Genomic DNA, 23,165 nt, shown 5'->3' with positions numbered 1-23,165 from the left:
AATTCAGAGGGGAGCCCCGGATGAAGCTTCATCGTAATGCGAAGAGTACGCCCGCGTCGCGTCTGCTGTTGGTGACGCGCGTGGTGTTCGAGGACTGGACCCAGGCGGAGGCGGCCGAGGCGTTCGGCGTCAGTGTGCGGACCGTGGCCAAGTGGGTGCGTCGGTTTCGGCATGGCGGTGTGGCGGCGCTCGAGGACGGTTCGTCGCGGCCAGGGCCCGCGTCGCACCAGACCGCGGAGCTGGCCGTCTGGCTGATTCGCTGGTTGCGCACCCAGCACGGCTTGCCGGCGTGGGCGATCGCGCTGGCGTTGCGGATGCCGCGGTCCACGGTGAGCGCCTGGCTGCGCCGCCTCGGGCTGCAGCGTCCGGTTGTCGCGCCTGCGGTGCCCGTGCAGCGGTACGAGTGGCCCGCGGCGGGCGACCTCCTGCCTGTCGACATCAAGCCGCTCGGGAAGATTGGCTGCGTGGGACATCGCATCCATGGCGATCGCCGCCGGGCGACCCGCGGCATTGGCTGGGAGTATGTGCACGTGGCCGTAGACGATCACAGCCGCATCGCCTACGTCGAGGTGCTGGCCGATCCGCTCGGGCCGACATGTGCGGCGTTTCTCCAACGCGCGGTGGCCTGGTTTGCCGCGCGCGGCATCACGATTCGGCGCGTACTGAGTGACAACGGCAGCGGGTACGTCTCGACGGTGTTTCGGGCGGCCTGTGAGGCGCTGGCGGTGCGCCACAAGCGGACGCGGGCTTACACGCCCCGCACGAATGGCAAGGCCGAACGGTTTATCCAGACGCTGCTGCGCGAGTGGGCGTACGTCGTGCCCTACGCCACGTCGCGGGAACGCCGAGACCGCCTGCGGCGGTATGTGCGCTTCTACCACCGCGAGCGGCCACATGGGGCCTTGGACTATCAGGTCCCGTGGACACGGCTACAGAGCGCTGCGTGATGAACAACGTGCTTGACCACAACAGCTAGACCACCAGTCCCACTCTCCGTCCGGATTGGCCCTCGACATGTAGTACACGCCGTCCAAATCGATGCCCGTCTGACATTCGGTCCAACGAGCGACTCGGCGCGCGAGGAACTGTGTGTCGCCGTCCGAGGTCGCCACCGTGTCGAATGGGATTGCTTCTCGGCCCCGGAGTGCCGCCCACGTCGCCAGGTTTTTGGCGTTCTCGCTCGTGACGCGCACCTTGTAGGGGGCCACAGACTTGTTCTCGTCGTAGCGAGCGAGCTGCCCCGCGACATCATCGCCGATGACAAGAACGTGGAAATGGGCCATCACCTGACCCGCTCAGATCTCCTTCAGTCGCCCCGACGCGTACTTGTGCAATAGGCTGGAGATCAACGTCTGGTACGGAAGTCCCTCCGCCAGGGCCCGCTCCTGGATCGCTTCCAGGTCCTTGCTCGACAGTCGGATGTTCAGCCGTCGGTCCTCGCGGAACGTCGCCTTGGCGTAGCGGGCGTATTTGGTGCGCTCACGCTTGCCCCCGCCGGCCGACTTCCACTCGCCGCGCGTGACCGATTCGAGCAGTCCCTTCTCGTCGGTATCAAGCTTCATCGTCGGACTCCTCGCCGAAGCGCCGCCCCTCAACCAGCGCGCCGCTTGGTGCGTGCAACTCCACCTCTGTTTGGACTGATGCGCAGCGCACGTCCTCCCCGAGCCCAACCCTCCTCGCGCGTTGCTCGGATCAGGTCCTTCGATGTCACGCCCTTGACGGCCCGACCCGTGACATTCGCGAATGGCGACTCGGCAGGCGTCGCGACGGGCGTCACGGCGTACACACGACCATCCTGGCGTCGGATCTGGACTTCTCCTTCTCGGGACGCCTCTTCGAGCACGTCGGCCAGACGCTGTCGTGCTGTCGAGTAGGTGTAGAGCTTCATAGGTCCAACTCCACCAACGAAAGGCCCATCTTCCGCGCATTCCTCTGGATCGGGCCGTCCAGAGTGAGCAACGGGAATCCGGATGCCCGAGCCGCTTCCAGGATGTAGGCGTCGTACGCGTAGATGCGGAGCTCCAGACCGAGATCAACGGCCCTCTTGATGTCGATCGTTAGCTCGCGAATCGTCACCGACTCGAAGTCGGTCATCAGCTGGCGTGCCCGCTCCTCCGTGAGTCGCCGTCTCTTGACGCCGGCCGTGGCCGCGTTCCCAACCTCCCAGCGTAGGGACGCTGGAGCTCCCAGAATTGTGCCCAGCGTCTTCTCGACGACCGCGTCCTTCTCTGGCTCGTCGAGGAGCACAGCCAGGATGGCCGAGGTGTCGATCACGATGTTCGATGCCATGGGCTAACGGCTGGACAATTGTACAATGATCTCCGGCCAGTCAGTGTGCCCAAACCCGTTCCGAAGTGGTCCATCGGCAGCCAACGTCAGCCAGGCAAACAAAAAGGGCCTGAAATCGACGATTTCAGGCCCTTCCGTCCCAAACGACTGAAGCCAACTGGCGGCAGGCTTGATGCTGCTGACCTTACGTCGCGAGCCACTTAGCGTAGGCACGCACGTCGATCATAGGCACGGTGGCGCTGTTCTGGAGGCGGGCGATCAGCTCAAGAAGAAACGCCGTCGCGGCCTTAGCCTTCGGCGTGGCGATGTAGCAACCGGTTGCGTCGCATCCGAACGTGCCATGCGCGGCAATGCAGCCGATGTCGAGACGGCGCTCACCCGACCCGGTCTCGAGTGCCGCCTGGAGGGAATCACCCATCGGGGGCTTCCAGTCGCTCTCGAAGGTCAACAGGCCGCCGAGAATAGGAGGCAGCGGCTTGGGCGGGTACGTGCCGCCGGCATGCGGAATGGGCAGACTTGTCCGGTGCAGGCGACGGACGCTCTGCGCTTTGTGCTGGGCGCTCTCAACGTAGGCCGCGGTTGCGAGTTGCTTCGCCTCGAAGATGGCATAGACGCTCTCGGCGGCAACGATCTTCTGGCCAGCGAAGTCGAAAATGAAGGGCGAGTACTGACGATCGAAGATGACGACGTCGATCTGCTGACTGAACGCGCCGTTGCTATCGACGACGTGAGCACGTTCCGCCTGATAGCGTTTCGGCAGGTAGCGCTGAAAGAGTTCCAGCCACACCTGCTCGCTGGCGTCGCCCTTGGTCGTCGAATGCCCGAAGGAATCGCGGACGGTAGCAAGCCGGCGCTCGATGTCGTCGTGGAGATTGGACAGGATTTTGTTCAGGGACCATTCGATCATGGCGTGCGCCTCATGAGACGTTATCTTCACGAAACGGTGGAGTGGCCGCCATCGCTCTGGCAATTTCGACAGCGCGGGTAGCGCTGACGGGGCCGGTAGGATAGGCATCCAGCACGATCGCCGGCAACAGCCGTTGTGTCAGGTCCGAGAACGTGAAGCCATGTTCCGGCCCTCCGCGCCGCGGGCCTGTTGCGGCCACGAGGGCGTCTAGCTCCTGCCGCCTGAACCCGACGGCGCTGAGAGCATCCGACAGCAGCGTGCGGCGCTGTTCATCGTTCGGTCGTCCGAAGGTCAGCACGTCGGCCGCTCTCCTTCGGACGGCCGGATCTAGCGCTGTCAGCCGGTTCGTGCACATGATCACCGCCGCGGGCACCCTCGCGTTCGCTATCCGGTCGACGCCTCTGATGAACGCGTTGACGCCTGCACGATCCTCGTGGTGCATTTGGGACGATTCGCGCGACTGCGCGAGCGCGTCGGCCTCATCGACCAGCAGGATCACCGCGCCGCGCGCACGGCCTGAGGTAGATTTCAGTCTGGTAGCCTCGGCCACCGTGTAATCGAACGCCGCTGACAACAGCTGCGTCATTTCCCCCACACGGCCTTGACCTCGGGTTGAGAGACTCAATGGCAACAGAGTGATCTCGATCCGCACTTGCCGGGCGACTGAATCGCCAATGGTCTCAGCGAGTTCGGTCTTCCCAGACCCGACGTCTCCGGCTAGCACGACGAGCGGCGGCCTCCGCAACACCGAATCCAGTAGCGCACGGACCTCGTGATGATGGCGGCGAGCCCAGTCCTCCAGACTGCCCGGGTTCACCAGCAACGCCAGGCTCTTCGCAAGTCTGGTCTTCTGCTCGTCGATGCCGACAAGCCTCGCCAGTCGCGCCTGGACATCGACGTCGGGACAGGTGATGCGTCGCTCGAACAGTTCATCGATATGGGGCTTTACGGTCACGACAGACTCCGAACAGACGAACGGTCGAGGGCGCGACCACCAGACGAGTACGTGCGCTCACTGGCAAAATAGCCAACCACACCGGGCTCTGGTGCGCCGCTCCGCTGGAATGGCAACCCCTCCCGGAAGGCCGCTCGCTCGGACTCAGGCAGCCGGTCCCACGCGGCACTGTAGGTCAAATAGCTGTAGAACGTCGCGCCGCTGATGTCGGCCCCAGGGCGCACTCGCCCGGGGTCGTCGTCGGAAGCCGATGCTCCAGCCAGCTCGCGCGCGGTGTATCGCAAGGTCGGCTCGATCCAGTTGTCCTTGCGCCGAAAGCCGTACGTGACAGTGCCCAAGTAGCCGGCCTTGAGGAACTCTGTCGCCTCAGTCTCGTACGCCGCAATCTGAGCGTCCGTCGGCAGGTCATAGAAGCGCTGCATGCGCTTCAGATCAGTGGCCACCTTCGCCGCCATGTGCCGCGCGTGCGTGATGGTGAACGTCGTGCTCTCGCTGAGGGTGTAGCTATAGGACATGAGGGAAGACTCACGCTTGAAAAGAGGAACCGAAGACCTTCTGCCAGTACGCGACCGTCAACTGCTTCGTCGGCGCCGAGAGAGCAGCGTCGATTGCGTCGCCGGCGTCCAGAGCCGCGTCGACGATTGCGTCGCGCTGTGCGCGTGTGTAGAGGCGCGCGACGTTGTTCTTGGCATTCACCGGGTCTACAATTCGAACGTCACCGACCAGCGTGCCAACCGTTGAAGGCGAGTAGTAGTCTGCGAACACGATCTGCTCTCGAAGGCCACTGCGGGCAACGTACGTGAAGAAATGCTGGAGCGCCTCTGGATAGTCCGAGAAGTCGAGCCCGTCGTCGCACAGCTTCGCGAGAATCAGCTCAGTCATGAACGACTTGAACCGGAAGCCCTCCCGCTCCTGCTTCATGCGTTTCGCCCAGAACTTCACCAATCGAGCGACCTGAGCGAAATCTTGCTCTTGGGCCCGCTTTCTGCTCGCGGTGAAGTCCAGGTGAAGCGGGATGTTGGTCATCAGGAACGAGCCGTCGTCCTGGCTGACCAAGTTCCCGTACCACTGGGGGTCGCCGTCGTACAGAATCGGCACAACGTCCACGTCGAGACCGGTGCCCCGGAAGGACACGGTGACGGAGTAGGTCTGGGGCTTCACCTGGTCCGGGCTGAAGTTCGGGAAGGCTGCCCTCAGCCGTGCGGCGAGGTACTCCAGTAAGGCCTGAACGTCCTTCGGCGCATCGGCACCGCTGATGTAGCACGCCACATCGATGTCGTTGAGCGACCGAAGGGCCGTCCCCTTGGCGAGACTCCCCGAGAGCAGCATCTTCTTCAACGTGAAATCCGGATGCTGTTCAAGGTAGCCCTCTAGCTTCTCGCGAAGGCGGCGGGCCTGCGCGCGGTACTCGTTCGCCTTCTCCTTTGGGAGGTTCACCCTATCCTGAGCGAATGCCGCAATCTCACTGTGGTCGACGTGCTGTCGGCCCATTCCTGCCCTCCTCTAACGTCCGGGCTCATCACCAGCGTGGCGTGGCGGCCTGCCGGCACGAGATCCCCCTGTAGGCCATTGCGAACGAGCGAGGCGGATTTTGGGAACCGTTTGCGATAGTGGCGATTCCCTAGGGGAATTGGGTGAACGACCAATCGCGCTACCTCAGCTAGAATTCGGTCCTCCAAATTCTGCCTTGCTCATTCGCACTGAATCTTCATGGCGCCGATCGATCCGTTCGAGAACGTTGATTGGGAGGACATCTACAGGAAACTACTGGTCCAAGCGCTTCGCCTGTCAGTCCTCATGGGGCGGGACACGGTCCTATCAGGCACAGGGTTCTCGGCTGAGGACCTTGTGAGCGACACGATCGTGAAGGTTCTCGGCGGTGACGAGATCCGGTACCGCGCCGAAAAGGGAGAACTTCTCCCGCTCTTGCGCAGAGCGATGATCCGGGACTTCATCGATCTGCGGAGGAAGAGGAGCCATCAGCGGAACGTTCACGTTGATCTCACCGCGGAAGAGGCAGAGAAAGACGCCCGGTTGCGTGACCGTTCGGACGAGGAGCAACGAAAGGCAAACCAATTGCTTCAAGACGTGCGCCGTCTGGTTGAACACGACCAGAAGTTGACCGAGTACGTGGATGCCGTCGAGCTCGGATGCAGCACGCCAGCAGAGATCGCGGATCTGTGTAGAGCCGACGTCAGGGACATCTACGAAAGGCGCAGAAAGTTGAACAGGGTCGTATTGGCTCACTTCATTGGGGAGGCGCAGCGATGAAGAAGAAAGCGCCTGAGCCTGCCGACGCAATGCTCGAGATGTTGGACCGGCTCTTGGGGCCTGTCGAGGAGATGACAGCGGACGAGTTGACATCGGCGATCGCCGAGGGAGGGCTTGACCTCCAAGCAGCCCGGGAGAAACTCTACGCGCGGGTTAGCGGGATGCGCTCGAAAGCCTGGGAGAGAAACGCAGACGTGACGACGGACATCACCAGTCTTCTTTCGCAACTCCGCCCGCCTCATCTGCCGACATCTGACCCCAAGGTCGCCCAGCGGGCTGCGGCCACTTGGGTGCGAGATCTGCTCGAACGGCCGCGATCAGCGTCCGGGCCAGTGGAGTTCGCGGCGGCTCCTCGGAATCTCGATGGTGCGCTGGCAGATGCGGACCAAGAGATCCTCCGTGAACTTGAGGATGAGGTACGACGCATGTCAGAGGACTCTGACTGAAGCCACATGGTTCCAGAGTTCTATGCCCGAGCGCTGCTCGACCGGCTCTCAATCGCCGGTGTCCCGGACGTGCGCCAGATCGCGACCACGCTGAGAGTGCCTGTGCACGAGCGGCCGTTGGAACGATGCGAAGGCATGCTTGTACGTATCAAGGGGACGGCGAAAGCGGCAATCGCCGTCAAGAACTCGATTCGCGAGGACAGCCGAAAACGGTTCACCGTGGCGCACGAACTGGGACACTTGCTACTGCCTGGGCACGACAACTGTGGCGTGTGCACCTCCGGAGTGATCGAGACCTGGGCCGGAGACGTGCGTGAGAAGGAGCGCGAGGCAAATGCGTTCGCCGCGGAGTTGCTGATGCCGGCGGCGGTCCTACTGCGCCACATGGCAGACAAGACGCCGAGCCTTGGGCTCGTGGAAGGAATTGCGGAGGCATTCAAGACGTCACTGACGGCGAGCGGCTATCGCTTCGTTGGCCTCACGTCATATGCCGTGGCACTTGTTTGGAGCGAGGCGGGACGAACGCGATGGGCGAAACGATCTGAGGAATTCAGTAGCTGGTTACGGCTTCGGGAGACGCTGGACGCGCGTACACTCGCCGCGGACCTGTTCCGAGGCGTCGATGTTCCAACGGGAGCGCATGCTGTGCCGGCCGATGCGTGGCTTGAGCGCGCGGAGCCCGACGCTACGCTGGTGGAGGAGTCCCGCTTGTTGCCGAGCTATGGTGCCGTCGTCACGCTGCTCTGGGCTAAGGAGGCCAATGGTGGCCAGGAAGCCGACGAGTTGCTCAAGGAGCTCGACCCGTCGGATTTCAGCGTTCACCGCGAGCGTTGGCCCACACGACGGCGCTGACCGACTCCGTCCTGGCGCCTGCCGATCTGCGTTTTGTTCACCGAGGATGTTGATGGCGGCGGTTGACATCGAGCGAGCCGGCTTATGACTGACCGGCGTCGAGTGCAACATCGGTCGCAGGTTTGTCCTCGACGTCGACCAGCGCCTCCATCGGCCGAGAGATCCAGCGCAACGTGGGTCGTGCCGACGCCGCTCGGCGAGTGCCTCTGCCCAGTAGCGCCGACACGACGGCGCCCAACGGACGGCTTTCCTTCTGCCGGATCGCCTTCATTTGCCGCAGGATCCGAGCGTCAATATCGACCGTGACCGCATGCGCATGATCATGCTCCACCGGCCACGTGCTGAGCGGCGCTATACTGGTCAGGTTTGCCCCGTATCGGCGGCCGACAGCGCCTGAGCCACACTCGAAACGGCGAAGGATCCGGCGGTCTCGGAGCGGGTGAGACGCCCGTAAGTGATCTTCAGAGATTGAGGGACTTATCACAATTTCTATCACAATCGGGGTTTCGGGCTGAGCCACTCGCCCGTAAACCATTGATTCTACAGACACGGAGAGATGTCCGAGTGGTTGAAGGAGCACGCTTGGAAAGCGTGTGTAGGGGAAACTCTACCGTGGGTTCGAATCCCACTCTCTCCGCCAATCCCGTCAGAGCCTCGATCGTCTCCTGGTGCCTCGGGCCTGCGTCTACATGACAGGATTGTGAAGTTACGCGTCATGACTGGCGGCAGGCGCCCGACGCAATGACTCGAGAGGCTCGGCTGGGACCTCGAGACGGCCCCGCCGCGATCGTTGAGACTAGACGAACCGGCCGTCTCCCGCGTCGATCTGAAAGACGTACACCGCCGCGCCGGAGGGATCGCAGCGGTCCGCGACACGCACCGCCCCGATCTTCGCCAACGCCAGTTGAGACCGGAGGTTGCCCGGCGCGACGAGAAACACGACGTGCCGCACGAACCGGAAGGCGTGCCGGAGCATCAGCGCCTTCATCTCGCCGTTGTAGCGGCCGCCCCAGCGAGAACGGGCGAGAAACGTCCAGCCGATCTCGACCTCGTCCGCGTCCGGATCGTAACCGTGGAACCGCGACGACCCAATCACCTGCCCGGTCGCGCGATCGGCGACGAGCAGCGCGCCTCCCGAGGCGATCGCGACGTCGAAGAACCGGCGGAAACCGTCCGGCGTCGACCGCGACTTGTCCGGATGCTGTGCCCACACGAGCGGATCCGACGCGACGGCGAACAACGCGTCGAAGTCCTGTGGCACGAGCGGGCGCAACGCCACGAGCGCGCCGGCCAACGTCGGCTGCAAGTCGAATCCGGATGACGATCGCACTTCATCCTGCATGACGGTCGTCTCACCTTCCCGGCGCCGAAGCCCGACAACCCGGGCGTCGGCCCGCGCGTGTTCGTCGATCTCGCGGACCGCGAGGCGACGTCGCTCCTCGGCTTTCCGTCGATCGCGTCTCGGTGGCGCGCCTCCGACGATCGCGGCGTGCCGCCTCCCGCGCGTCACCAGCCACGAACGGAATTCTAGACGCCTGACGATGTACAGCCCAGCTTGGCCGCCGATCTCGCTTGGATCGTCGCACTTGACGAGCCGGGATATCGATGTGATATCACTCTGATGTCACGGAGGGCATATGGCGCGCGAACGGGAACGTCGTGGGTTGTCGGGTTGGACCGCGGTCGCGCTGTTGCTCGCGGCCGGCATCACTGCCGTCTATGGCCTCGTCGAGGCCGCCGGTCAGGGCTCGCTTCGCGGTGTGCTGCTCGCCACGGCCACGATCGTGATCGACGTCATCGCGTTTCAGGGCCTGACGGTCGTCAACCCCAACGAAGCGCGGGTGCTCACGCTCTTCGGCGTGTACGTCGGCACGATCCGCACGCCAGGCTTCTGGTGGGTCAATCCCTTCACGCGCCGACGCCGCCTGTCGCTTCGCATCCGCAACTTCGAGAGCGGCAAGCTCAAGGTGAACGATCACGACGGCAACCCGATCGAGATCGCCGCCGTCGTCGTCTGGCGCGTCGTCGAGACGTACGAGTCATCGTTCAACGTGGACGACTACGAGCACTTCGTGCACGTGCAGTCCGAGGCCGCCGTCCGGATCCTCGCCACGAGCTACGCGTACGATGCGCACGGCGAAGGCGAGCTGTCGCTGCGATCCTCGGTGGACGAGATCTCGGAGCGGCTGCGGCACGAGATCCAGAACCGGCTGGAGAAGGCCGGCATCGAGGTCATCGAAGCCCGGATCAGCCATCTGGCGTACGCGCCGGAGATCGCAGGCGCCATGCTGCGACGGCAGCAGGCGTCGGCGGTGATCGCCGCGCGGCAGCGCATCGTCGAGGGCGCCGTCGGCATGGTCGAGATGGCGTTGAACGAGATCAGCAGCAAGGGTGTCGTTGAGCTCGACGAGGAACGCAAGGCCACGATGGTGAGCAACCTTCTCGTCGTGCTCTGCAGCGAGCGCGGCGTCGAGCCGGTGGTCAACACGGGCACCCTCTATCAGTAGAACGAAGGCGGTCATGGCGGAGCGCAAGGCCTTTCTGCTCCGGCTGGATCCGGCCGTGTACGACGCGCTGCAGCGCTGGGCGGCCGGCGAGCTGCGCAGCCTGAACGCCCAGATCGAATTCGTGCTCCGGCGCTCGCTCGAAGCGAACGGCCGCCTGCCGGCCTCCGGCGAGGGCGCCGCCGCAGACAGCAAGCCAGGGAAACGTCGATGAAGAGCGGCGCGACGAAGGCACACGGTCATCCGGCCGGGAGCATTCCCGACGAGCTGGGCGGAAGCGTGCCGCGCGACGTCGAGCTCACGAAGCACGGCATCGCCATCGTCGCCGTCGCCGGCGCGCTGGCGGTCGCCGCCCTTGCGGCTGCGGCGCTCCTGTCCGCGCTCCATCGCCGCGGCATCGCCGAACAGGAGCTGCGGTCGCGCGACAGCGTGGTCGCGACCGCGACGGTCACGCGAGTCGTGCCTCGGTCGAACGACAGGCGCCGCGTCGCGGTCTCGTACACGTACTCCGTCGACGGACGCGAGTTCCGTGGCGACGTCGATCGCCGAATGGCGCCCGCGACGCGCCCTCGCCCCGGCGATCACCTGGCCGTCGCCTTCCTGCGATCACGTCCCGATCAGAGCTGGATGCCGGACCGTCCTCCTCGAGATGGCCCACCGCTCCTGCTCGTCCCGTTCGTCAGCCTTCTGCTGGCTGGTCTGGCGTTCGGGATCGCGTTCTCCGTCAGACGCCAGTGGCAGTTGCTCGCGGAAGGCCGTGTCGTGGCCGGAATCGTCACGCCGTCCCGAAGGCTCGGCGTCGGGAGGAAAGGCGCGAGTTGTCTCGAGTACGAGTTCCGGCCGCTCGGCGGCAGCCGCGCGGCGGCCCGGTTCGACGCGTCGAAACGGTCGTTGTCGGCGGGCGAGGCGGTCGTCGTGGTCTATCACCGCGACAACCCACGGTGGAGCTCGCTCTATCCGTTCGAGTTCGTACGTCCGCGGCGCCCTGTCCGCACGCCGCGGGCGTGACGCCACGATCACGGACGACCACGGGCGGCGCAGCTCGCGGCCGTCCGTGCTCGTGCGTCTTCCGCGAGAGCCTCGAGGAGACGGGGAGGAGCTACGCGAAGGAAGTCGAGATGATCGCGCTCGCCCGCCGGATGGATCTGCTGACGACGCCGTACGTGTTCGACGATCAAGACGCCTTCGCGATGCCGCGGGAGGCTGCGGCAGGCATCGGAATGCCACAGCCTCCCGCGGCTTCGGGCTCGTGACGAGCGCGGCGGACTCTCCTGCCGTGCTGTTGGCACTCGCCGCGCGCACGGCGGCCGTGTCGCGCTCGCGTCTTGCCCGTCGGCCTCGGGGCATGGGCTCTCACTCGGCCGGCCCTCTCGAGCCCCGTCCGGTTCCCATCCCGGCACGGCATGCCCTCACGAGGCTCGCACCTCCAGCAACAGGCTTGCGAACCGATGCTGGCGCGATCTGCGCATAGATCGGTGAGAGGTCCACGATGATGCGTTCCTTGTTCTTGGCGGTCGCGTTCGTCACCAGCCCGGCGGCACACCAAGCGGCCGCGCAGACTGCAGCACCCGCCGTCGAGCTCGGAATCGATGCGTCGGCGCTGCTCATCCGCGACCGCGGCGGCCTGGCGCGCGGGCCGCGCCTGGTCGTCAATTTCGACGGCAGAAACGCGCTTCAGGTCACCACCAGCCTGCAGGCGTTGTCCCCGTCCGAACCGCTGACGAAACGGACGACCGATCTCCACCTCGCGGCTTTCAAGCGCGTCGTGCACGCCGAGGGTCCCGTCCGCGCCTTCACCACGCTCGGCGGCGGTTTCGCGCGAACGCTCATCGTCGTCGGCGAGTCCGCGCTGCCGGGGCCACCGCCCGTGACGTTTCCCGCGTCGAGATCGAGCGAGGTGCTGCCGGCGTTCACGGTCGGCGGCGGCGTCGACGTCCGCGTGGGCGCGCACGCGGCCATCGTCCTGGAATCGTCCTTCATCCTCACCGATCGGCTCGCCGGACGGCTGTCGGCTGGCGTGGTCGTGCCGATCGGTGCATACCCGACGCGGCCGCGCGACGTTGCCGCGTCGACGCCGTGGGCTGGGCTCGCCGAGGGCGATCGGGCATGGGTGACGAACGGCCAGGGCCGCGAGATCGCGGGCGAGGTCGTCCTCCGCTCCGCATCGCGCCTCACGCTCCACACGGCGGGTGGCCTGATGTCGTTCGCGCCGGACGAGATCGATGCCATCGACACGACGGATTCCATCCGCAACGGGATCGCGCGCGGCGTGAAGATCGGAGCCCTCGGCGCGCTCGCGCCCTCGGTGCTCGTGACGTATCTCGCGTGCGCGTTCGAAGAGGAGTGCGGCGCCGGTGAGGTGCTCGCGGTCAATGCGCTCTTCGTCGGCATAGGCGCCGGGATCGGCAGTGCGATCGGCGCGCTGGCCGACAGCCTCCGCGACCATCGCGCGCCGCTCTATCGCCGCACCCTCGGCACCGGCATCACGGTGACGCCCCTGCTGCGAAAGCAAGGCGCAGGCGTTGCTGCGGTCGTCCGCTGGTAGGCGGTCTCCTCAGGTACGGCGCCGACCGATCATGGGGCGCCGCAGCAGCCATGTTCGTCCGTGTCGACGCGATCGGATCTGGTGAAGCGCGCTGTGACGGTGCGCACGGACACGCCCCACGCATCATCCGTCTGACGCCAGCGTCCGCCGGATGTCTTCCCGGTGTCCAAGACGTGTGATGACCGACCCTGACGACTCGCCGCCTTCGCCGCTTCAGGTCTTCGCCATCGTTCCGGTCGTGATGATCGTGGCGGTCGTGCTGAGGTGGTTGGATCCGTCGCCACGCGTGCCGGCTGGGACGGTCTTGATCTTCGCCGCCGGAAGCGCGGCGCTCGTGGGCGTGCCGCTGGCGTTCTGGGCGCTGGACACCGGCCGGACGAGGTTCACGGAGGTCGTCCTGGCAGGTGCCATCTCTGGCCTGCTGCCGATCGCGATGGGTCTGCTGAGCGGCGTGCTCGGCCGCTACGTCTGGGGCGGGACGACGGATTACGTCGTGGAATACCTCAGCCGGCGAGCGCCCGTCCCGTTCGCGGGCGCAGTGCCGTGGGCGACCTTCGGCCTCATCGTCTGCGAAGGCGCCCTCGCCGGCGGCCTCAGCGCCGCGATCTACTGGCGTCTCCTGCTCCGGCGCAGGCCTCGCGTCATGCCGGCCTGACGGGGTCCGGCCGGCTTCAGCGAATGATCCTCTGGCGTCTCGTCACTGGGCAGCCGGCAACCGGCTCGCCCACTGCTCGAACGTCATCGGCGTGATGCCGAATTCGCGGATCAGCGCGGGGATGTCGACGTCGTACCCGACCTCGCCGAACCACTGCAGCATGATCGCGAAGTCCTCGCTGTTCTTCTGCACCTCTTCGAGCGGCACCTGCACGAACCCAATCGGCCGTCCGAACACTCTCGTGAACACGCTCGCCACCATCGGCATCGTCACCGCATCGCCGGCGATGTCGAAGGCCCGGTTCCTGACGCGCTCCGACTGCGTGAAGGCGAGCGCGCCGTACTTGCCGATGTCGTCGACGGCGATCATCTGCAGCACGGTCGCGGGCGAGAGCGCGGCGTAGAGCGTGTCGCCGTTGAGGAACCAGGGCGACGTCAGATTCTCCATGAAGAACACCGGCCGGATGATCGTGTAGGAGGGAAACCCGAGCGATCGGATCGTGTCCTCGATCCGCGCCTTGTTGTCGAAGTGCGGGATACCGGTCTGCCGGTGCGCCGATCCGACCGACGCGTACACGTAGTGCTCGACGCCGGCGGCGTGCGCCACCCGCGCAAGCCGATGTCCCTGGGTCTCCTCGCGCTCGACGCCGGCCTCCCACGTGTTCTGCACCGCGTACACGCCCCACGCGCCGGCGATCGCGCGCGTCAGCGACGCTTCGTCGTCGAGGTCGCCCTCGACGATCTCGATGCCGAGATTCTTCAGCGCGCGCGCCTCGTCGCTGTGCGGCCGCCGCGTCATGCCGCGCAGGCGGAATCCGTGGCCCACCAGCGCTCGTGCGGTCGATCCACCCTGCTTGCCCGTCACGCCCGTAATCAGAATCGTCCGATCGCTCATCAGGTACTCCGCCTCCGGAGAGCTTGGTCTCACCGCATTGTACGTTGGCGGCGCCCGCGATCGGCGCGCGCTCGGGCCGCCGCACACGCGACGCGCCGGCTCCGGCAGAGCCTGCTAACCACGGCGTCCCACTTCCGTCCAACTGTGTGCACGGTGGATAGAGTTGCCCGCCACGACCACACCAGAATCGCTGCTGCCGCTGCCCGCCGCGGCCTTTCACATCCTCGTTGCTCTGGCCGAGGACGATCGGCATGGCTACGGCATCATCAAGGACGTCCAGGCGCGCACTGGCGGCGCGCTGAAGCTGGGTCCCGGCACGCTCTACCGCTCCATCGAGCGGATGCTCGGCCAAGGGCTGATTCGCGAGAGCCGCACGCGGCCGGCCGGCGACTTCGACGACGAGCGCCGGCGCTACTACCGGATCACGCCGTTCGGCCGGGCGGTCGCAGCGGCTGAGAGCCGCCGGCTGGCGCAGATGCTCGACCTCGCCCGCTCCAGCGGCCTCGTGCCGCGCAAGGCCTGATGCGGCTCTATCGCCTGCTGCTCCACGCCTACCCCGCGTCGTTCCGCGCCGCGCACGGCGACGAGATGGCGGCGATCGTTCGAGCGCGCCTTCGCGCGGCGCACGGCTTCGCACGCGTGCCGGTCTGGCTCGCCGTCGTCGGCGAGCTGATCGTGAACGCGCCGGCCGTCCATTGGGACCTCCTCAGGCAAGACGTCGGCTACGCAGCTCGCACGCTCTACCGATCGCCCGGGTTCGCATTGACCGTGATCGTGGTGGCGGCACTCGGCATCGGCGCGAACACCGTCGCCTTCTCCGTCGCGGACTTCGTGCTCGTGCGGCCCTTGTCGTTCCCGGAACCCGACCGCCTGGTGCGACTCTGCGAGGGACCACGGCGAGGGGGCGGCTGGGGCTGCAACAACGAGCTGTCGCCGGCCAACTATCGAGACTTCAAGGTCATGAGCTCGTCGTTCGCGGCCATGGGCGCGTTCGGCAACGGCGCCATGAATCTCGTCGGCGCCGGCGAGCCTCGTCGATTGTCGACGTCGCCGGTGACGTCCGAGGTACTGCCGCTGCTCGGCGTAACACCGCTGATGGGCCGCGTCTTCCGCCAGGGAAACGCGGAGGACCGGAATGCCGCGGTGATCAGCTTCGGCCTGTGGCACTCGCAGTTCGCAGGCGCACCGGACGTGCTCGGCCGGAAGATCACGCTCGACGGCGCGCCCTACACGATCATCGGCGTCATGCCGTCTGGCTTCTACTTCCCCAATCGCGACATCCAGCTCTGGACGCCGCTCCCGCTCGAGGGCGACGACTTCGCGGATCGAACCGACAACTACATCGAAGCCATCGGCCGCCTGAAACCGAACGTGACGTTCGATCGAGCGCGAGCGGAATTGACGACGATCGCCGATCGTCTCGCACACGACTACCCGGAGACGAACGCGGACACGGGCATCAGCTTCTTCCGCCTCGCGGACAACATGTCGCCGCGCGCCCGCTTGACGCTCGTCACGTTGAGCGGCGCGAGCGCGTGCCTTCTGCTCCTCACGTGCGCAAATCTCGCCAGCCTCCTGCTCGCGCGCGCCGCCGCGCGCCGGCGAGAGTTGGCCGTCCGTGCGGCGCTCGGCGCGGGCCGGGAACGGCTCGTGCGGCAGCTCATCACGGAAACCGTCGTCCTCACCACCATCGGCGGCGCCGCCGGCGTCCTGATGGCAGCCGCTGCGGTGCCGTGGTTCTCGACGCTCGTGCCGTCCACGCTCCCCATGTCCACACGGCCGACGTTGGACCTCCGCGTGCTGTCCATTGCGGCGGCCTTCACGGCGGCCACGGCGCTCGGATTCGGCGTGTTCCCGGCGATTCGCGCCAGCCGTACGGGATTCGCCGTGCTCCGTGGGGGCACCCGCAGCGGCGACCGCACGCAGCGCGTCCGCGCCGGGCTCGTGACCGTCGAAATCGCCATGTCGATGGTCCTCCTGATTGCCGCGGGACTGCTGATCAGGACGGTCTGGCGTGTGCAGACGATCGATCCTGGGTTCGCGGCCGACCACGTGCTGACCCTCGAGACGGCGCTGCCGCGGCCGAAGTATGCCGGCGCCATCCGGCGCACGGAGTTCTACCAACGCGTCCTGACCTCTGTGCGCGCGCTGCCTGGCGTCGAGAGCGCCGCGTTCACGAGCGGCCTGCCGATGATCGTCACCGGCTTCGTCACCGGCCTCGACGTTCCGGGACGGGATCCGCAGGCTACCCGCAACGAGGCGGTCAGCCATCGGTGGATAACGCCGCGCTACTTCGCCACGATGGGAATTCCGCTGCGGCGTGGACGCGACGTCGAAGACACCGACACGCGGGAGGGTGCGTGGGTCGCGGTGGTCAGTGAGTCGTTCGCCGAACGGTACTGGCCCGGCCAAGACGCGATCGGCAAGACGTTCCGACACCGCGGTGACATCCGCACCGTGGTCGGCGTCGTCGGCAATGTTAGAGTCCGCGGGCTGGAGCGCGCGAGTGAACCTCAGATGTACCTGCCCGCGCAGCAGATCGCGAACGGACAACCCGCCAACTTCGACCCGAAGGATCTGGTCGTGCGCCATGCCGGCGCCGAGCCATCGATCGTCTCCGCGATCCGCCAGATCGTGCACGCGGCCGACCCCGAGCAGCCGGTTTCCGAGATTCGGACGATGGACGACGTGCTCGCGAGCGAGACGGCGGGCCGGCGCGCGCAGCTTCGCGTGTTGGGCGTGCTGGCGGCGGTGGCCATTCTGCTGTCGGGCGTCGGCATCTACGGACTGCTGGCCTACACGGTCGCGCAACGCTCCCGCGAAATCGGCGTCCGTCTCGCGCTGGGCGCCCGTCCCGCACGGGTTGGTCGCATGATCTTCGCGGACGGCCTGCGCCTGGCCGTGCTCGGCATGGCGCTCGGTGTGCCGGCCGCGTACGTGCTCGCGCGCTCCATGAGCGCGCTCCTCTTCGGCATCACGCCCGGCGATCCGGCCACGTTCGCGACAGGGGCCGGCATCGTCATGCTGATCGCGACTGCGGGTTCGCTCGTGCCAGCGCTCAAAGCCACGAAGGTGACGCCGGTCACCGTCTTGAGAGTCGAATGACGAGCGACGCGCCAAGAGGCACGTCGCGTTGTGCGCAGAGTGACGGTTGTTGGCCGTCGCCACTGCAGGTGCAGGACGTGACGGCGCCGTATCGCTTCGAGACGTTGCGACCCTCGAGCATCGGTGACCTCCGAACTGGCGCACGCGCGGACGTCGTGCCGCGGACGCGATGACCGTTGCGTCGGGACGTGTCACTACTCCGTGGACGAGAGTCCAGACGCGCAGACGAGCGCGGCGCGGCTCGTGCCCGCATCCGTCTGCTCACCGAGTTGCCACGAGCGGGCGACGAGCGATCTGACGAGGGCAGTCGGCCCGGCGGCGCGTGCGAACCGCGCAGGCATGCGGGCAAGACGACGCGCGACCTGTACACTGGGATCGGCTCATGGACCTCGTGCTCAAACGCTACGATTTCTACGCAGGCCCGCAGCGTCTGGGCGACATGTTCGCGCTGACGCGCGGCGCGCTCACGCTGCGGTGCGCCGTGTCGACACATCGGCTTGGTTGGGAGCTCCGGCTCACTGCTGGCTCGAACTTCCTCCGATCGAAGGTCTGCACGTCTCACGGCGAGGTCTCGACGGTCGCCGAGGCCTGGAAGAAGGAAGCCCTCGCCCAGGGCTGGACGTAACGGCGGCCGGCCGCCGACCGGTCGGGGAAGAACCGCGAAAACGTGTGCCGTCCTTGCGGCCGGAGCGCGACCGAAGGCACCTGCGGAGCAGACTTCCGGCGCGTTTCGCGCGGCACCTACCGTTGATCCAGGCGACAACGTGGTACTGAAGTTGCGCTCTCTTTCGGCGCGCCCAGCGCTTTCAGGAGCGTATCTATGCAACTGCAGTCGTGGCGGATACTGCGGACCTTCTGGTGTCGCCATTCGGATACGGTGATGACGCCGAAGACCGCCGACATGCCCGCCCACATCGTGTGTCGATCGTGCGGCTGGCGCGAGCCGGTGATCCCTGGCGCGCCGATCGGCACGCGCACCTGGGACTCGAGCCGCGACGAGTACCGATACCTTCGCGAGAAGAAGCGGAGGGCCGCGCTCGACGAACAGAAGCAGGACGTGCTCGCGCGGTCCACCAGCCCGGCCCCAGTGGCGGTCACGCCGCGACGACGCCGGCGGAGCAACGTCATCAGACTCAAACGCCTCGGCTGAACGCCCGGACGGACGCCGGCACGTGCTCCGCCTCGCGCACCCGTCAGTCAGCCAGCCAGCCTCCGGACGCTCATCCCCAGAGACCGCACGAGGAGCCCGTCCGGCCGGCTCCCGAGCGGCACGGCGCGATGCCTGATGCCCTCGAGGAAACCACCGGCCCACGTTTGCCGTAGTTCCTTCCAGGTTCCCTCAGGAGGACACGCACGTGAAGTCACGGGGTCTGGTGGTGCTCGCTCTCTCGCTCGCGATCGGCCTGGCGGCCGGTCCCGGTATCAGCGTTCTTGGCGCGCAAGGCGCGCCGCCCGCGCCCGGCGGCGGCCGTGCTGCCGCGCCGGCTCCCGATCCCAAACGGCCCGCGAAGCTCGACATCGCCGAGGGCACCCGCGCCCGCTATCGTGTTCGAGAGCAGTTGGCCGGCATCAACTTCCCCAGCGATGCCGTCGGCTCGACCGAGTCGGTGACCGGCACGATCGTGATCAATCCCGACGGGTCGGTCGATCGCGCGAAGTCGAAGATCACCGTCGATCTGCGGACGCTCACGAGCGACCAGCAGATGCGCGACGGCTACGTCCAGCGCAACACGCTCGAAACGGAGAAGTTCCCGTTCCTCGAGCTCGTGCCGACGCGCGCCGTTGGCCTGCCGGTGCCGTTCCCTTCAGCGCCGCCGGCCCAGGCCGGGTTCCAGCTCATCGGCGACATGACGCTGCACGGCGTGACGAGCGAAGCGACCTGGAACGTGGTCGCGACGTTCGGCAACGACGCCGTGTCGGGACGCGCCACCACGACGCTGCTCTTCCCGACCTACAAGATCGCCAAGCCGTCGCTCGCGCGGCTGCTCAGCGTCGACGACAAGATCGAGCTGGAAGTCGAGTTCAAGGCGAAGCGGTCAGCGTTGTAGGACCGCTCTGATCGCGGCGATCTCGTCGCCGTTCACCGTGTGCCCCATTCCGGGATAGATCCGCTCGTCCACGGCGGCGCCAAGGCCGCGCAGGACGTCGGCGGTCTCGTGCACGCGCGCGAGCGGAATGTGGACGTCGACGTCGCTGCAACCGAGGAAGACGGGCGTGCCGTCGAGCGATCCCGTGTACGCTCGCGGCGTCCCCGGCGGCCCGATCAGCCCGCCGCTCAGCCCGAAGACGCCGGCGTAGCGCCGCGCGTGGCGTGCCGCGAACTCGAGCGACAAGCACGCGCCCTGCGAAAACCCGATCAGGCCGATCCGCCCGACGCCAACGCCGTCGGCGACCAGGCCGTCGATGGCACCGGAGACGAGACGCAACGCCGAGCCGAGCGCAGGCTCGTTCTGGTCGAGCGGCGCCAGAAACGTGTGCGGATACCACGTGCGGCCCGATGCCTGCGGCGCGAGACATGCGACGTCATCCAGCCGCAGCTCTGCCGCGAGCCGCAGGATGTCGGAGGCCGAGGCCCCGCGGCCGTGCAGGCACAAGAGCGTGACGCGCGCCTCGGCGGGACGCGGCCCGTGATGGAGCCAGACCGCGCCGGCGTGCGGATCGAGCGTCCCCTCGGTCATCGTCTCTCCTCCTGTGAGCCGGCCGGCGATGCGGCACGACCCGGCGTGCGGCGCGTGCGCCTGCGGTCGAACGCGGCGCGCACGAACGCGGTGAACGGCGACCACGACGTGATCGGCAGCGTCAGGACGCGGCCCGCTGCTCGGCCGGCTTCGCGGCGCGGGCGAGGTTGTGCGCGGTGTTCACGAGGGCGATGTGGGAGAACGCCTGCGGGAAGTTGCCCACGAGCCGGCGCATCGTCGTGTCGTACTCCTCGGAGAGCAGGCCCACGTCGTTCGCGAGGCCGACGAGGCGCGTGAACAGCCGCCGCGCGTCGTCGAGGCGCCCGATGACCGCATAGGCGTCGGCGAGCCAGAACGTGCACGCGAGAAATACGCCCTCGCCCGCCGGCAGGCCGTCGGTGCCGCTCGCCGTGTCGTAGCGGCGCAGGAAGCCGTCGGCCACCAGATCCCGTTCGACTGCAGCCACCGTACGGAGCACGCGCGGGTCGCTCGCCGGCAGAAAGCCCGTCGTCGGCAGCAGCAACAGGCTGGCGTCGAGCTCGCGCGATCCGTACGACTGCACGAAGCAGCCGCGCGCCGAGTCGTAGCCTCGCGTGCACACCTCGTCGTGGAGGGCTTGCCGGCGCGCGCGCCAGCGATCGACCGGACCGTCCACGCGCAGCGTCTCGACCGCGCGGACGGCGCGGTCGAACGCGACCCAGGCCATGACCTTGGAGTAGGTGAAGTGCCGTGGCGCTCCGCGCACTTCCCACATCCCGTGATCCGGCTGATCGCAGACCGATTCGAGATGGCAGACGAGCGCGCGCTGGAACGCCCAGTCGTCGCCGCGATGATCGAGCCCGCCGCGGCGGGCCTGGTGGAGCGTGTCCATGACCTCGCCGAACACGTCGAGCTGCAATTGCTCGTGCGCCGCGTTGCCGATCCGGACGGGCTGCGAGCTGCCGTAGCCGGGCAGCCAGGGCAGCTCGAACTCGGCGAGCCGCCGTTCTCCGGCGAGGCCGTACATGATCTGGAGCTGGGACGGCGCGCCGGCGGCGGCGCGGAGGAGCCAATCGGTCCAGGCGCGCGCTTCGTCGTAGTAGCCGGCGTTCATCAGCGCGAGCAGCGTCAGCGTCGCATCGCGCACCCAGCAGAACCGGTAGTCCCAGTTGCGCGTGCCCCCGATGAGCTCCGGAAGCGACGTCGTGGGCGCGGCGACGACGGCGCCGGTCGGCGCGTGCGTCAGCGCTTTGAGCGTGATCAGCGACCGCATCACGATCTCGCGCCACTCGCCCGTCGACTGATTGCGCGCGGCCCACTCGGTCCAGAACGCCTCGGTCGCCTGCAATGCTCCTTCGGGATCGATGTGGCGCGGCGGCGGCCGATGAGACGACCCGTGCGTGAGGACGAACGGCACGGTGCGGCCGGCCAGCACGTCGAACTCGCCGACCGTCGTGAGATCGACGCCGGTGAGCGGCACCGGCGTCCGCAGCAGCACCATGTCGGGCCCGGCAATGGCCCGGAGCGTGCCGTCCGGCAGCCGGTTCACCCACGGCACCTCGCGCCCGTAGCCGAACCGCAGGATCAGCTCGGTCCGGAAGCGGAGGCAGCCGCGATCGCCGCGCACGAGCCGCACGACGTCGGAGCTCGCGCTGCGCGGCGGCATGAAGTCGATGAGCGTCGCGCGCCCGGAAGACGTCTCGAACGTCGTCTCGAGGATTAGGGTGTCGGGTCGATAGCGGCGCGTGATGGTCGCGCCCTCGAGCGGCGCGACGAGCCATCGTCCGTTGGCGGGGGTGCCGAGCAGCGCGGCCAGGCACGCGTCCGAATCGAATCGCGGCCAGCAGAGCCAGTCGATGGAGCCGCCGCGCGACACGAGCGCCGCCGTTTCGCAGTCGCCGATGAGCGCGTAGTCTTCGATCGGAGTCATCGGAGTCGCACGATCGGCTGGGGAGCGCTGGCGGACAACGACCGGACCGGATCAGTATACGCAGCGCCAGCGCAGAGGACGTTTGGAACGACGAGGGCGCTCACCCAGCGGCCAGCGCGCAGAGCGACTCGACGCTGATGTTCCCGCCGCTCACGACCGCGACAACGGGCCCGGCGACCGGCAGGGCCGCGTCGAGCGCACCGCTCAGGACCGCGGCCACCGCCGCGGCGCCGCTCGGTTCGACGACGAGCTTCGCCTGCTCGGCGAGCCAGATCACCGCGCGCACGATCGCCGGATCATCAACCGTGATCACGGCGTCGGCGAACGCGCGCACGTGCTGGAACGTCAAATCGCCGGGACGCACGGGCATCAAGCCGTCCGCGATCGTCTCGACGCGATCGAGCGTCACGGGCGAGCCGGCAGCGAGCGACCGCTTCATGGCGTCCGCGCCCGTCGGCTCGACGCCGACGACCTTCACGTGCGGCGCCGACAGCTTGACGGCCGCCGAGATGCCGGCAGCCAGACCGCCTCCGCCAATCGGCACGAGCACGGCGGCGACGTCCGGCTGCTGCTCCAGGATCTCGATGCCCGCTGTCCCCTGACCGGCGATGATCCATTCGTGATCGAAGGGCGGCACCATCGTCAGCCCCCGCGCCACGGCTTCCGACTCCGCGCGCGTACGGCGCTCCGACGAGGTCGTGCCCGCGAAGATCACCTCGCCACCCAGCCCGCGCACGCCGTTCACCTTGACCGCCGGAGCGGTCGTCGGCATCACGACGACTGCCGGCACGCCGAGGACACGCGCCGCGAATGCGAGCGCCGCTCCATGATTGCCGGACGAGTAGGTGATGACTCCGTGCGCGCGCACGTCGGGCGCAATCTGCGCGAGCATGTTGAATGCGCCGCGGATCTTGAACGCTCCCGACGGCTGCAGGTTCTCGCACTTGAGCGCCAGCGGCCGGCCCGCGTGGACCGACACGTCGAGCAGCGGCGTGACGCGCGCAACGGGCGCGATGCGTTCGCGCGCCGCGCGGATGGCGCCCAGCGTGACGAGAGACACGGGGACATTGTAGAGGACGGCCCTTGACCTCCATTCGCCAGGTCCCTATCCTGTCCAGCACACGACAACTGGGAGGAGGACCGTGGGGGTCCCGA

The 23,165-nt window shown here is 67.2% G+C and carries 26 protein-coding genes and 1 tRNA gene; 15 read left to right on the top strand and 12 right to left on the bottom strand.

The features are described from left to right. The first annotated feature begins 71 nt into the window (after positions 1-71). Positions 72-947 (top strand): IS481 family transposase, encoded by an 876-nt coding sequence (locus IT184_14745; GenBank protein MCC7010062.1) that lies wholly within the window; start codon positions 72-74, stop codon positions 945-947. Between the two features lie 348 nt (positions 948-1,295). On the opposite strand, the gene IT184_14740 is transcribed toward IT184_14745, so the two are convergent. The 7 genes from IT184_14740 to IT184_14710 form a co-directional block, all read right to left on the bottom strand. Continuing rightward, a complete protein-coding gene (locus tag IT184_14740; GenBank protein ID MCC7010061.1) occupies positions 1,296-1,562 on the bottom strand; it encodes an antitoxin in 267 nt (88 codons plus the stop codon). A 29-nt stretch (positions 1,563-1,591) separates the two neighbouring features. Beyond that, on the bottom strand, positions 1,592-1,888 hold the full coding sequence (locus IT184_14735; GenBank protein ID MCC7010060.1) for a type II toxin-antitoxin system Phd/YefM family antitoxin: 297 nt from the start codon (positions 1,886-1,888) through the stop codon (positions 1,592-1,594). Next, positions 1,885-2,289, bottom strand: coding sequence for a type II toxin-antitoxin system VapC family toxin (locus tag IT184_14730; protein ID MCC7010059.1), 405 nt, complete (start codon positions 2,287-2,289; stop codon positions 1,885-1,887). The genes IT184_14735 and IT184_14730 overlap by 4 nt, the downstream gene beginning before the upstream one ends. A 184-nt stretch (positions 2,290-2,473) precedes the next feature. Next, positions 2,474-3,196, bottom strand: a complete 723-nt coding sequence (locus IT184_14725) for a hypothetical protein (GenBank protein ID MCC7010058.1) — start codon at positions 3,194-3,196, stop codon at positions 2,474-2,476. Between the two features lie 10 nt (positions 3,197-3,206). Further along, positions 3,207-4,151 (bottom strand): AAA family ATPase, encoded by a 945-nt coding sequence (locus tag IT184_14720; protein MCC7010057.1) that lies wholly within the window; start codon positions 4,149-4,151, stop codon positions 3,207-3,209. After that, a complete protein-coding gene (locus IT184_14715) occupies positions 4,148-4,666 on the bottom strand; it encodes a hypothetical protein (protein MCC7010056.1) in 519 nt (172 codons plus the stop codon). Before IT184_14715 ends, IT184_14720 begins: the two co-directional genes overlap by 4 nt. A 10-nt stretch (positions 4,667-4,676) precedes the next feature. Next, positions 4,677-5,642, bottom strand: a complete 966-nt coding sequence (locus IT184_14710) for a nucleotidyltransferase (GenBank protein MCC7010055.1) — start codon at positions 5,640-5,642, stop codon at positions 4,677-4,679. A gap of 219 nt (positions 5,643-5,861) precedes the next feature. Here IT184_14710 and IT184_14705 point away from each other — a divergent pair, with 219 nt between their 5' ends. From IT184_14705 to IT184_14690, 4 genes are all read left to right on the top strand, one after another. Beyond that, positions 5,862-6,422, top strand: coding sequence for a hypothetical protein (locus tag IT184_14705; protein MCC7010054.1), 561 nt, complete (start codon positions 5,862-5,864; stop codon positions 6,420-6,422). Then, positions 6,419-6,868, top strand: a complete 450-nt coding sequence (locus tag IT184_14700) for a hypothetical protein (protein MCC7010053.1) — start codon at positions 6,419-6,421, stop codon at positions 6,866-6,868. Before IT184_14705 ends, IT184_14700 begins: the two co-directional genes overlap by 4 nt. A 6-nt stretch (positions 6,869-6,874) precedes the next feature. Next, positions 6,875-7,720, top strand: coding sequence for an ImmA/IrrE family metallo-endopeptidase (locus IT184_14695; protein ID MCC7010052.1), 846 nt, complete (start codon positions 6,875-6,877; stop codon positions 7,718-7,720). 550 nt (positions 7,721-8,270) lie between these two features. Then, positions 8,271-8,360, top strand: a tRNA-Ser gene (locus IT184_14690). A gap of 156 nt (positions 8,361-8,516) precedes the next feature. Here the strand turns inward: IT184_14690 and IT184_14685 are convergent. After that, positions 8,517-9,062 carry a GNAT family N-acetyltransferase gene (locus IT184_14685; GenBank protein ID MCC7010051.1) on the bottom strand — a complete coding sequence of 182 codons (546 nt, stop codon included), beginning with the start codon at positions 9,060-9,062 and terminating at the stop codon, positions 8,517-8,519. Positions 9,063-9,357: 295 nt separating this feature from the next. Here IT184_14685 and IT184_14680 point away from each other — a divergent pair, with 295 nt between their 5' ends. From IT184_14680 to IT184_14660, 5 genes are all read left to right on the top strand, one after another. Beyond that, positions 9,358-10,227, top strand: a complete 870-nt coding sequence (locus tag IT184_14680; protein ID MCC7010050.1) for an SPFH domain-containing protein — start codon at positions 9,358-9,360, stop codon at positions 10,225-10,227. A 13-nt stretch (positions 10,228-10,240) separates the two neighbouring features. Continuing rightward, a complete protein-coding gene (locus IT184_14675; protein ID MCC7010049.1) occupies positions 10,241-10,438 on the top strand; it encodes a hypothetical protein in 198 nt (65 codons plus the stop codon). Between the two features lie 520 nt (positions 10,439-10,958). Next, a complete protein-coding gene (locus IT184_14670; GenBank protein MCC7010048.1) occupies positions 10,959-11,477 on the top strand; it encodes a phosphoenolpyruvate hydrolase family protein in 519 nt (172 codons plus the stop codon). 236 nt (positions 11,478-11,713) lie between these two features. Further along, a complete protein-coding gene (locus IT184_14665) occupies positions 11,714-12,769 on the top strand; it encodes a hypothetical protein (protein ID MCC7010047.1) in 1,056 nt (351 codons plus the stop codon). Positions 12,770-12,947: 178 nt separating this feature from the next. Next, positions 12,948-13,424, top strand: a complete 477-nt coding sequence (locus IT184_14660) for a hypothetical protein (protein ID MCC7010046.1) — start codon at positions 12,948-12,950, stop codon at positions 13,422-13,424. A 42-nt stretch (positions 13,425-13,466) separates the two neighbouring features. Here the strand turns inward: IT184_14660 and IT184_14655 are convergent, their stop codons facing one another. Further along, a complete protein-coding gene (locus tag IT184_14655; GenBank protein ID MCC7010045.1) occupies positions 13,467-14,321 on the bottom strand; it encodes an NmrA/HSCARG family protein in 855 nt (284 codons plus the stop codon). A 154-nt stretch (positions 14,322-14,475) separates the two neighbouring features. Here IT184_14655 and IT184_14650 point away from each other — a divergent pair, with 154 nt between their 5' ends. The 5 genes from IT184_14650 (at position 14,476) to IT184_14630 (ending at position 19,471) form a co-directional block, all read left to right on the top strand. Further along, positions 14,476-14,841: a helix-turn-helix transcriptional regulator gene (locus IT184_14650; protein ID MCC7010044.1), complete on the top strand. Its 366-nt coding sequence runs from the start codon at positions 14,476-14,478 to the stop codon at positions 14,839-14,841. Next, on the top strand, positions 14,841-17,423 hold the full coding sequence (locus IT184_14645) for an ABC transporter permease (protein MCC7010043.1): 2,583 nt from the start codon (positions 14,841-14,843) through the stop codon (positions 17,421-17,423). The genes IT184_14650 and IT184_14645 overlap by 1 nt, the downstream gene beginning before the upstream one ends. 382 nt (positions 17,424-17,805) lie before the next feature. Continuing rightward, positions 17,806-18,048 carry a hypothetical protein gene (locus tag IT184_14640; protein MCC7010042.1) on the top strand — a complete coding sequence of 81 codons (243 nt, stop codon included), beginning with the start codon at positions 17,806-17,808 and terminating at the stop codon, positions 18,046-18,048. Between the two features lie 255 nt (positions 18,049-18,303). After that, positions 18,304-18,573 carry a hypothetical protein gene (locus IT184_14635; protein ID MCC7010041.1) on the top strand — a complete coding sequence of 90 codons (270 nt, stop codon included), beginning with the start codon at positions 18,304-18,306 and terminating at the stop codon, positions 18,571-18,573. Positions 18,574-18,778: 205 nt separating this feature from the next. Next, positions 18,779-19,471 (top strand): YceI family protein, encoded by a 693-nt coding sequence (locus tag IT184_14630; GenBank protein MCC7010040.1) that lies wholly within the window; start codon positions 18,779-18,781, stop codon positions 19,469-19,471. Here the strand turns inward: IT184_14630 and IT184_14625 are convergent. The 3 genes from IT184_14625 to IT184_14615 all read right to left on the bottom strand — a co-directional run bounded on the left by IT184_14625 (position 19,460) and on the right by IT184_14615 (position 23,070). Next, positions 19,460-20,101, bottom strand: a complete 642-nt coding sequence (locus IT184_14625) for a dienelactone hydrolase family protein (GenBank protein MCC7010039.1) — start codon at positions 20,099-20,101, stop codon at positions 19,460-19,462. The two genes, IT184_14630 and IT184_14625, sit on opposite strands and share 12 nt — an antisense overlap. A gap of 121 nt (positions 20,102-20,222) precedes the next feature. Beyond that, complete coding sequence (locus tag IT184_14620; GenBank protein MCC7010038.1) at positions 20,223-22,010, bottom strand: glycoside hydrolase family 15 protein; 1,788 nt, start codon at positions 22,008-22,010, stop codon at positions 20,223-20,225. 100 nt (positions 22,011-22,110) lie between these two features. Continuing rightward, complete coding sequence (locus IT184_14615; GenBank protein MCC7010037.1) at positions 22,111-23,070, bottom strand: threonine/serine dehydratase; 960 nt, start codon at positions 23,068-23,070, stop codon at positions 22,111-22,113. Positions 23,071-23,165: the final 95 nt, after the last annotated feature.

The organism is Acidobacteriota bacterium (assembly GCA_020853395.1).
GTDB lineage: Bacteria > Acidobacteriota > Vicinamibacteria > Vicinamibacterales > SCN-69-37 > JADYYY01.
This window is presented reverse-complemented; position numbering and strand designations above follow the sequence as displayed.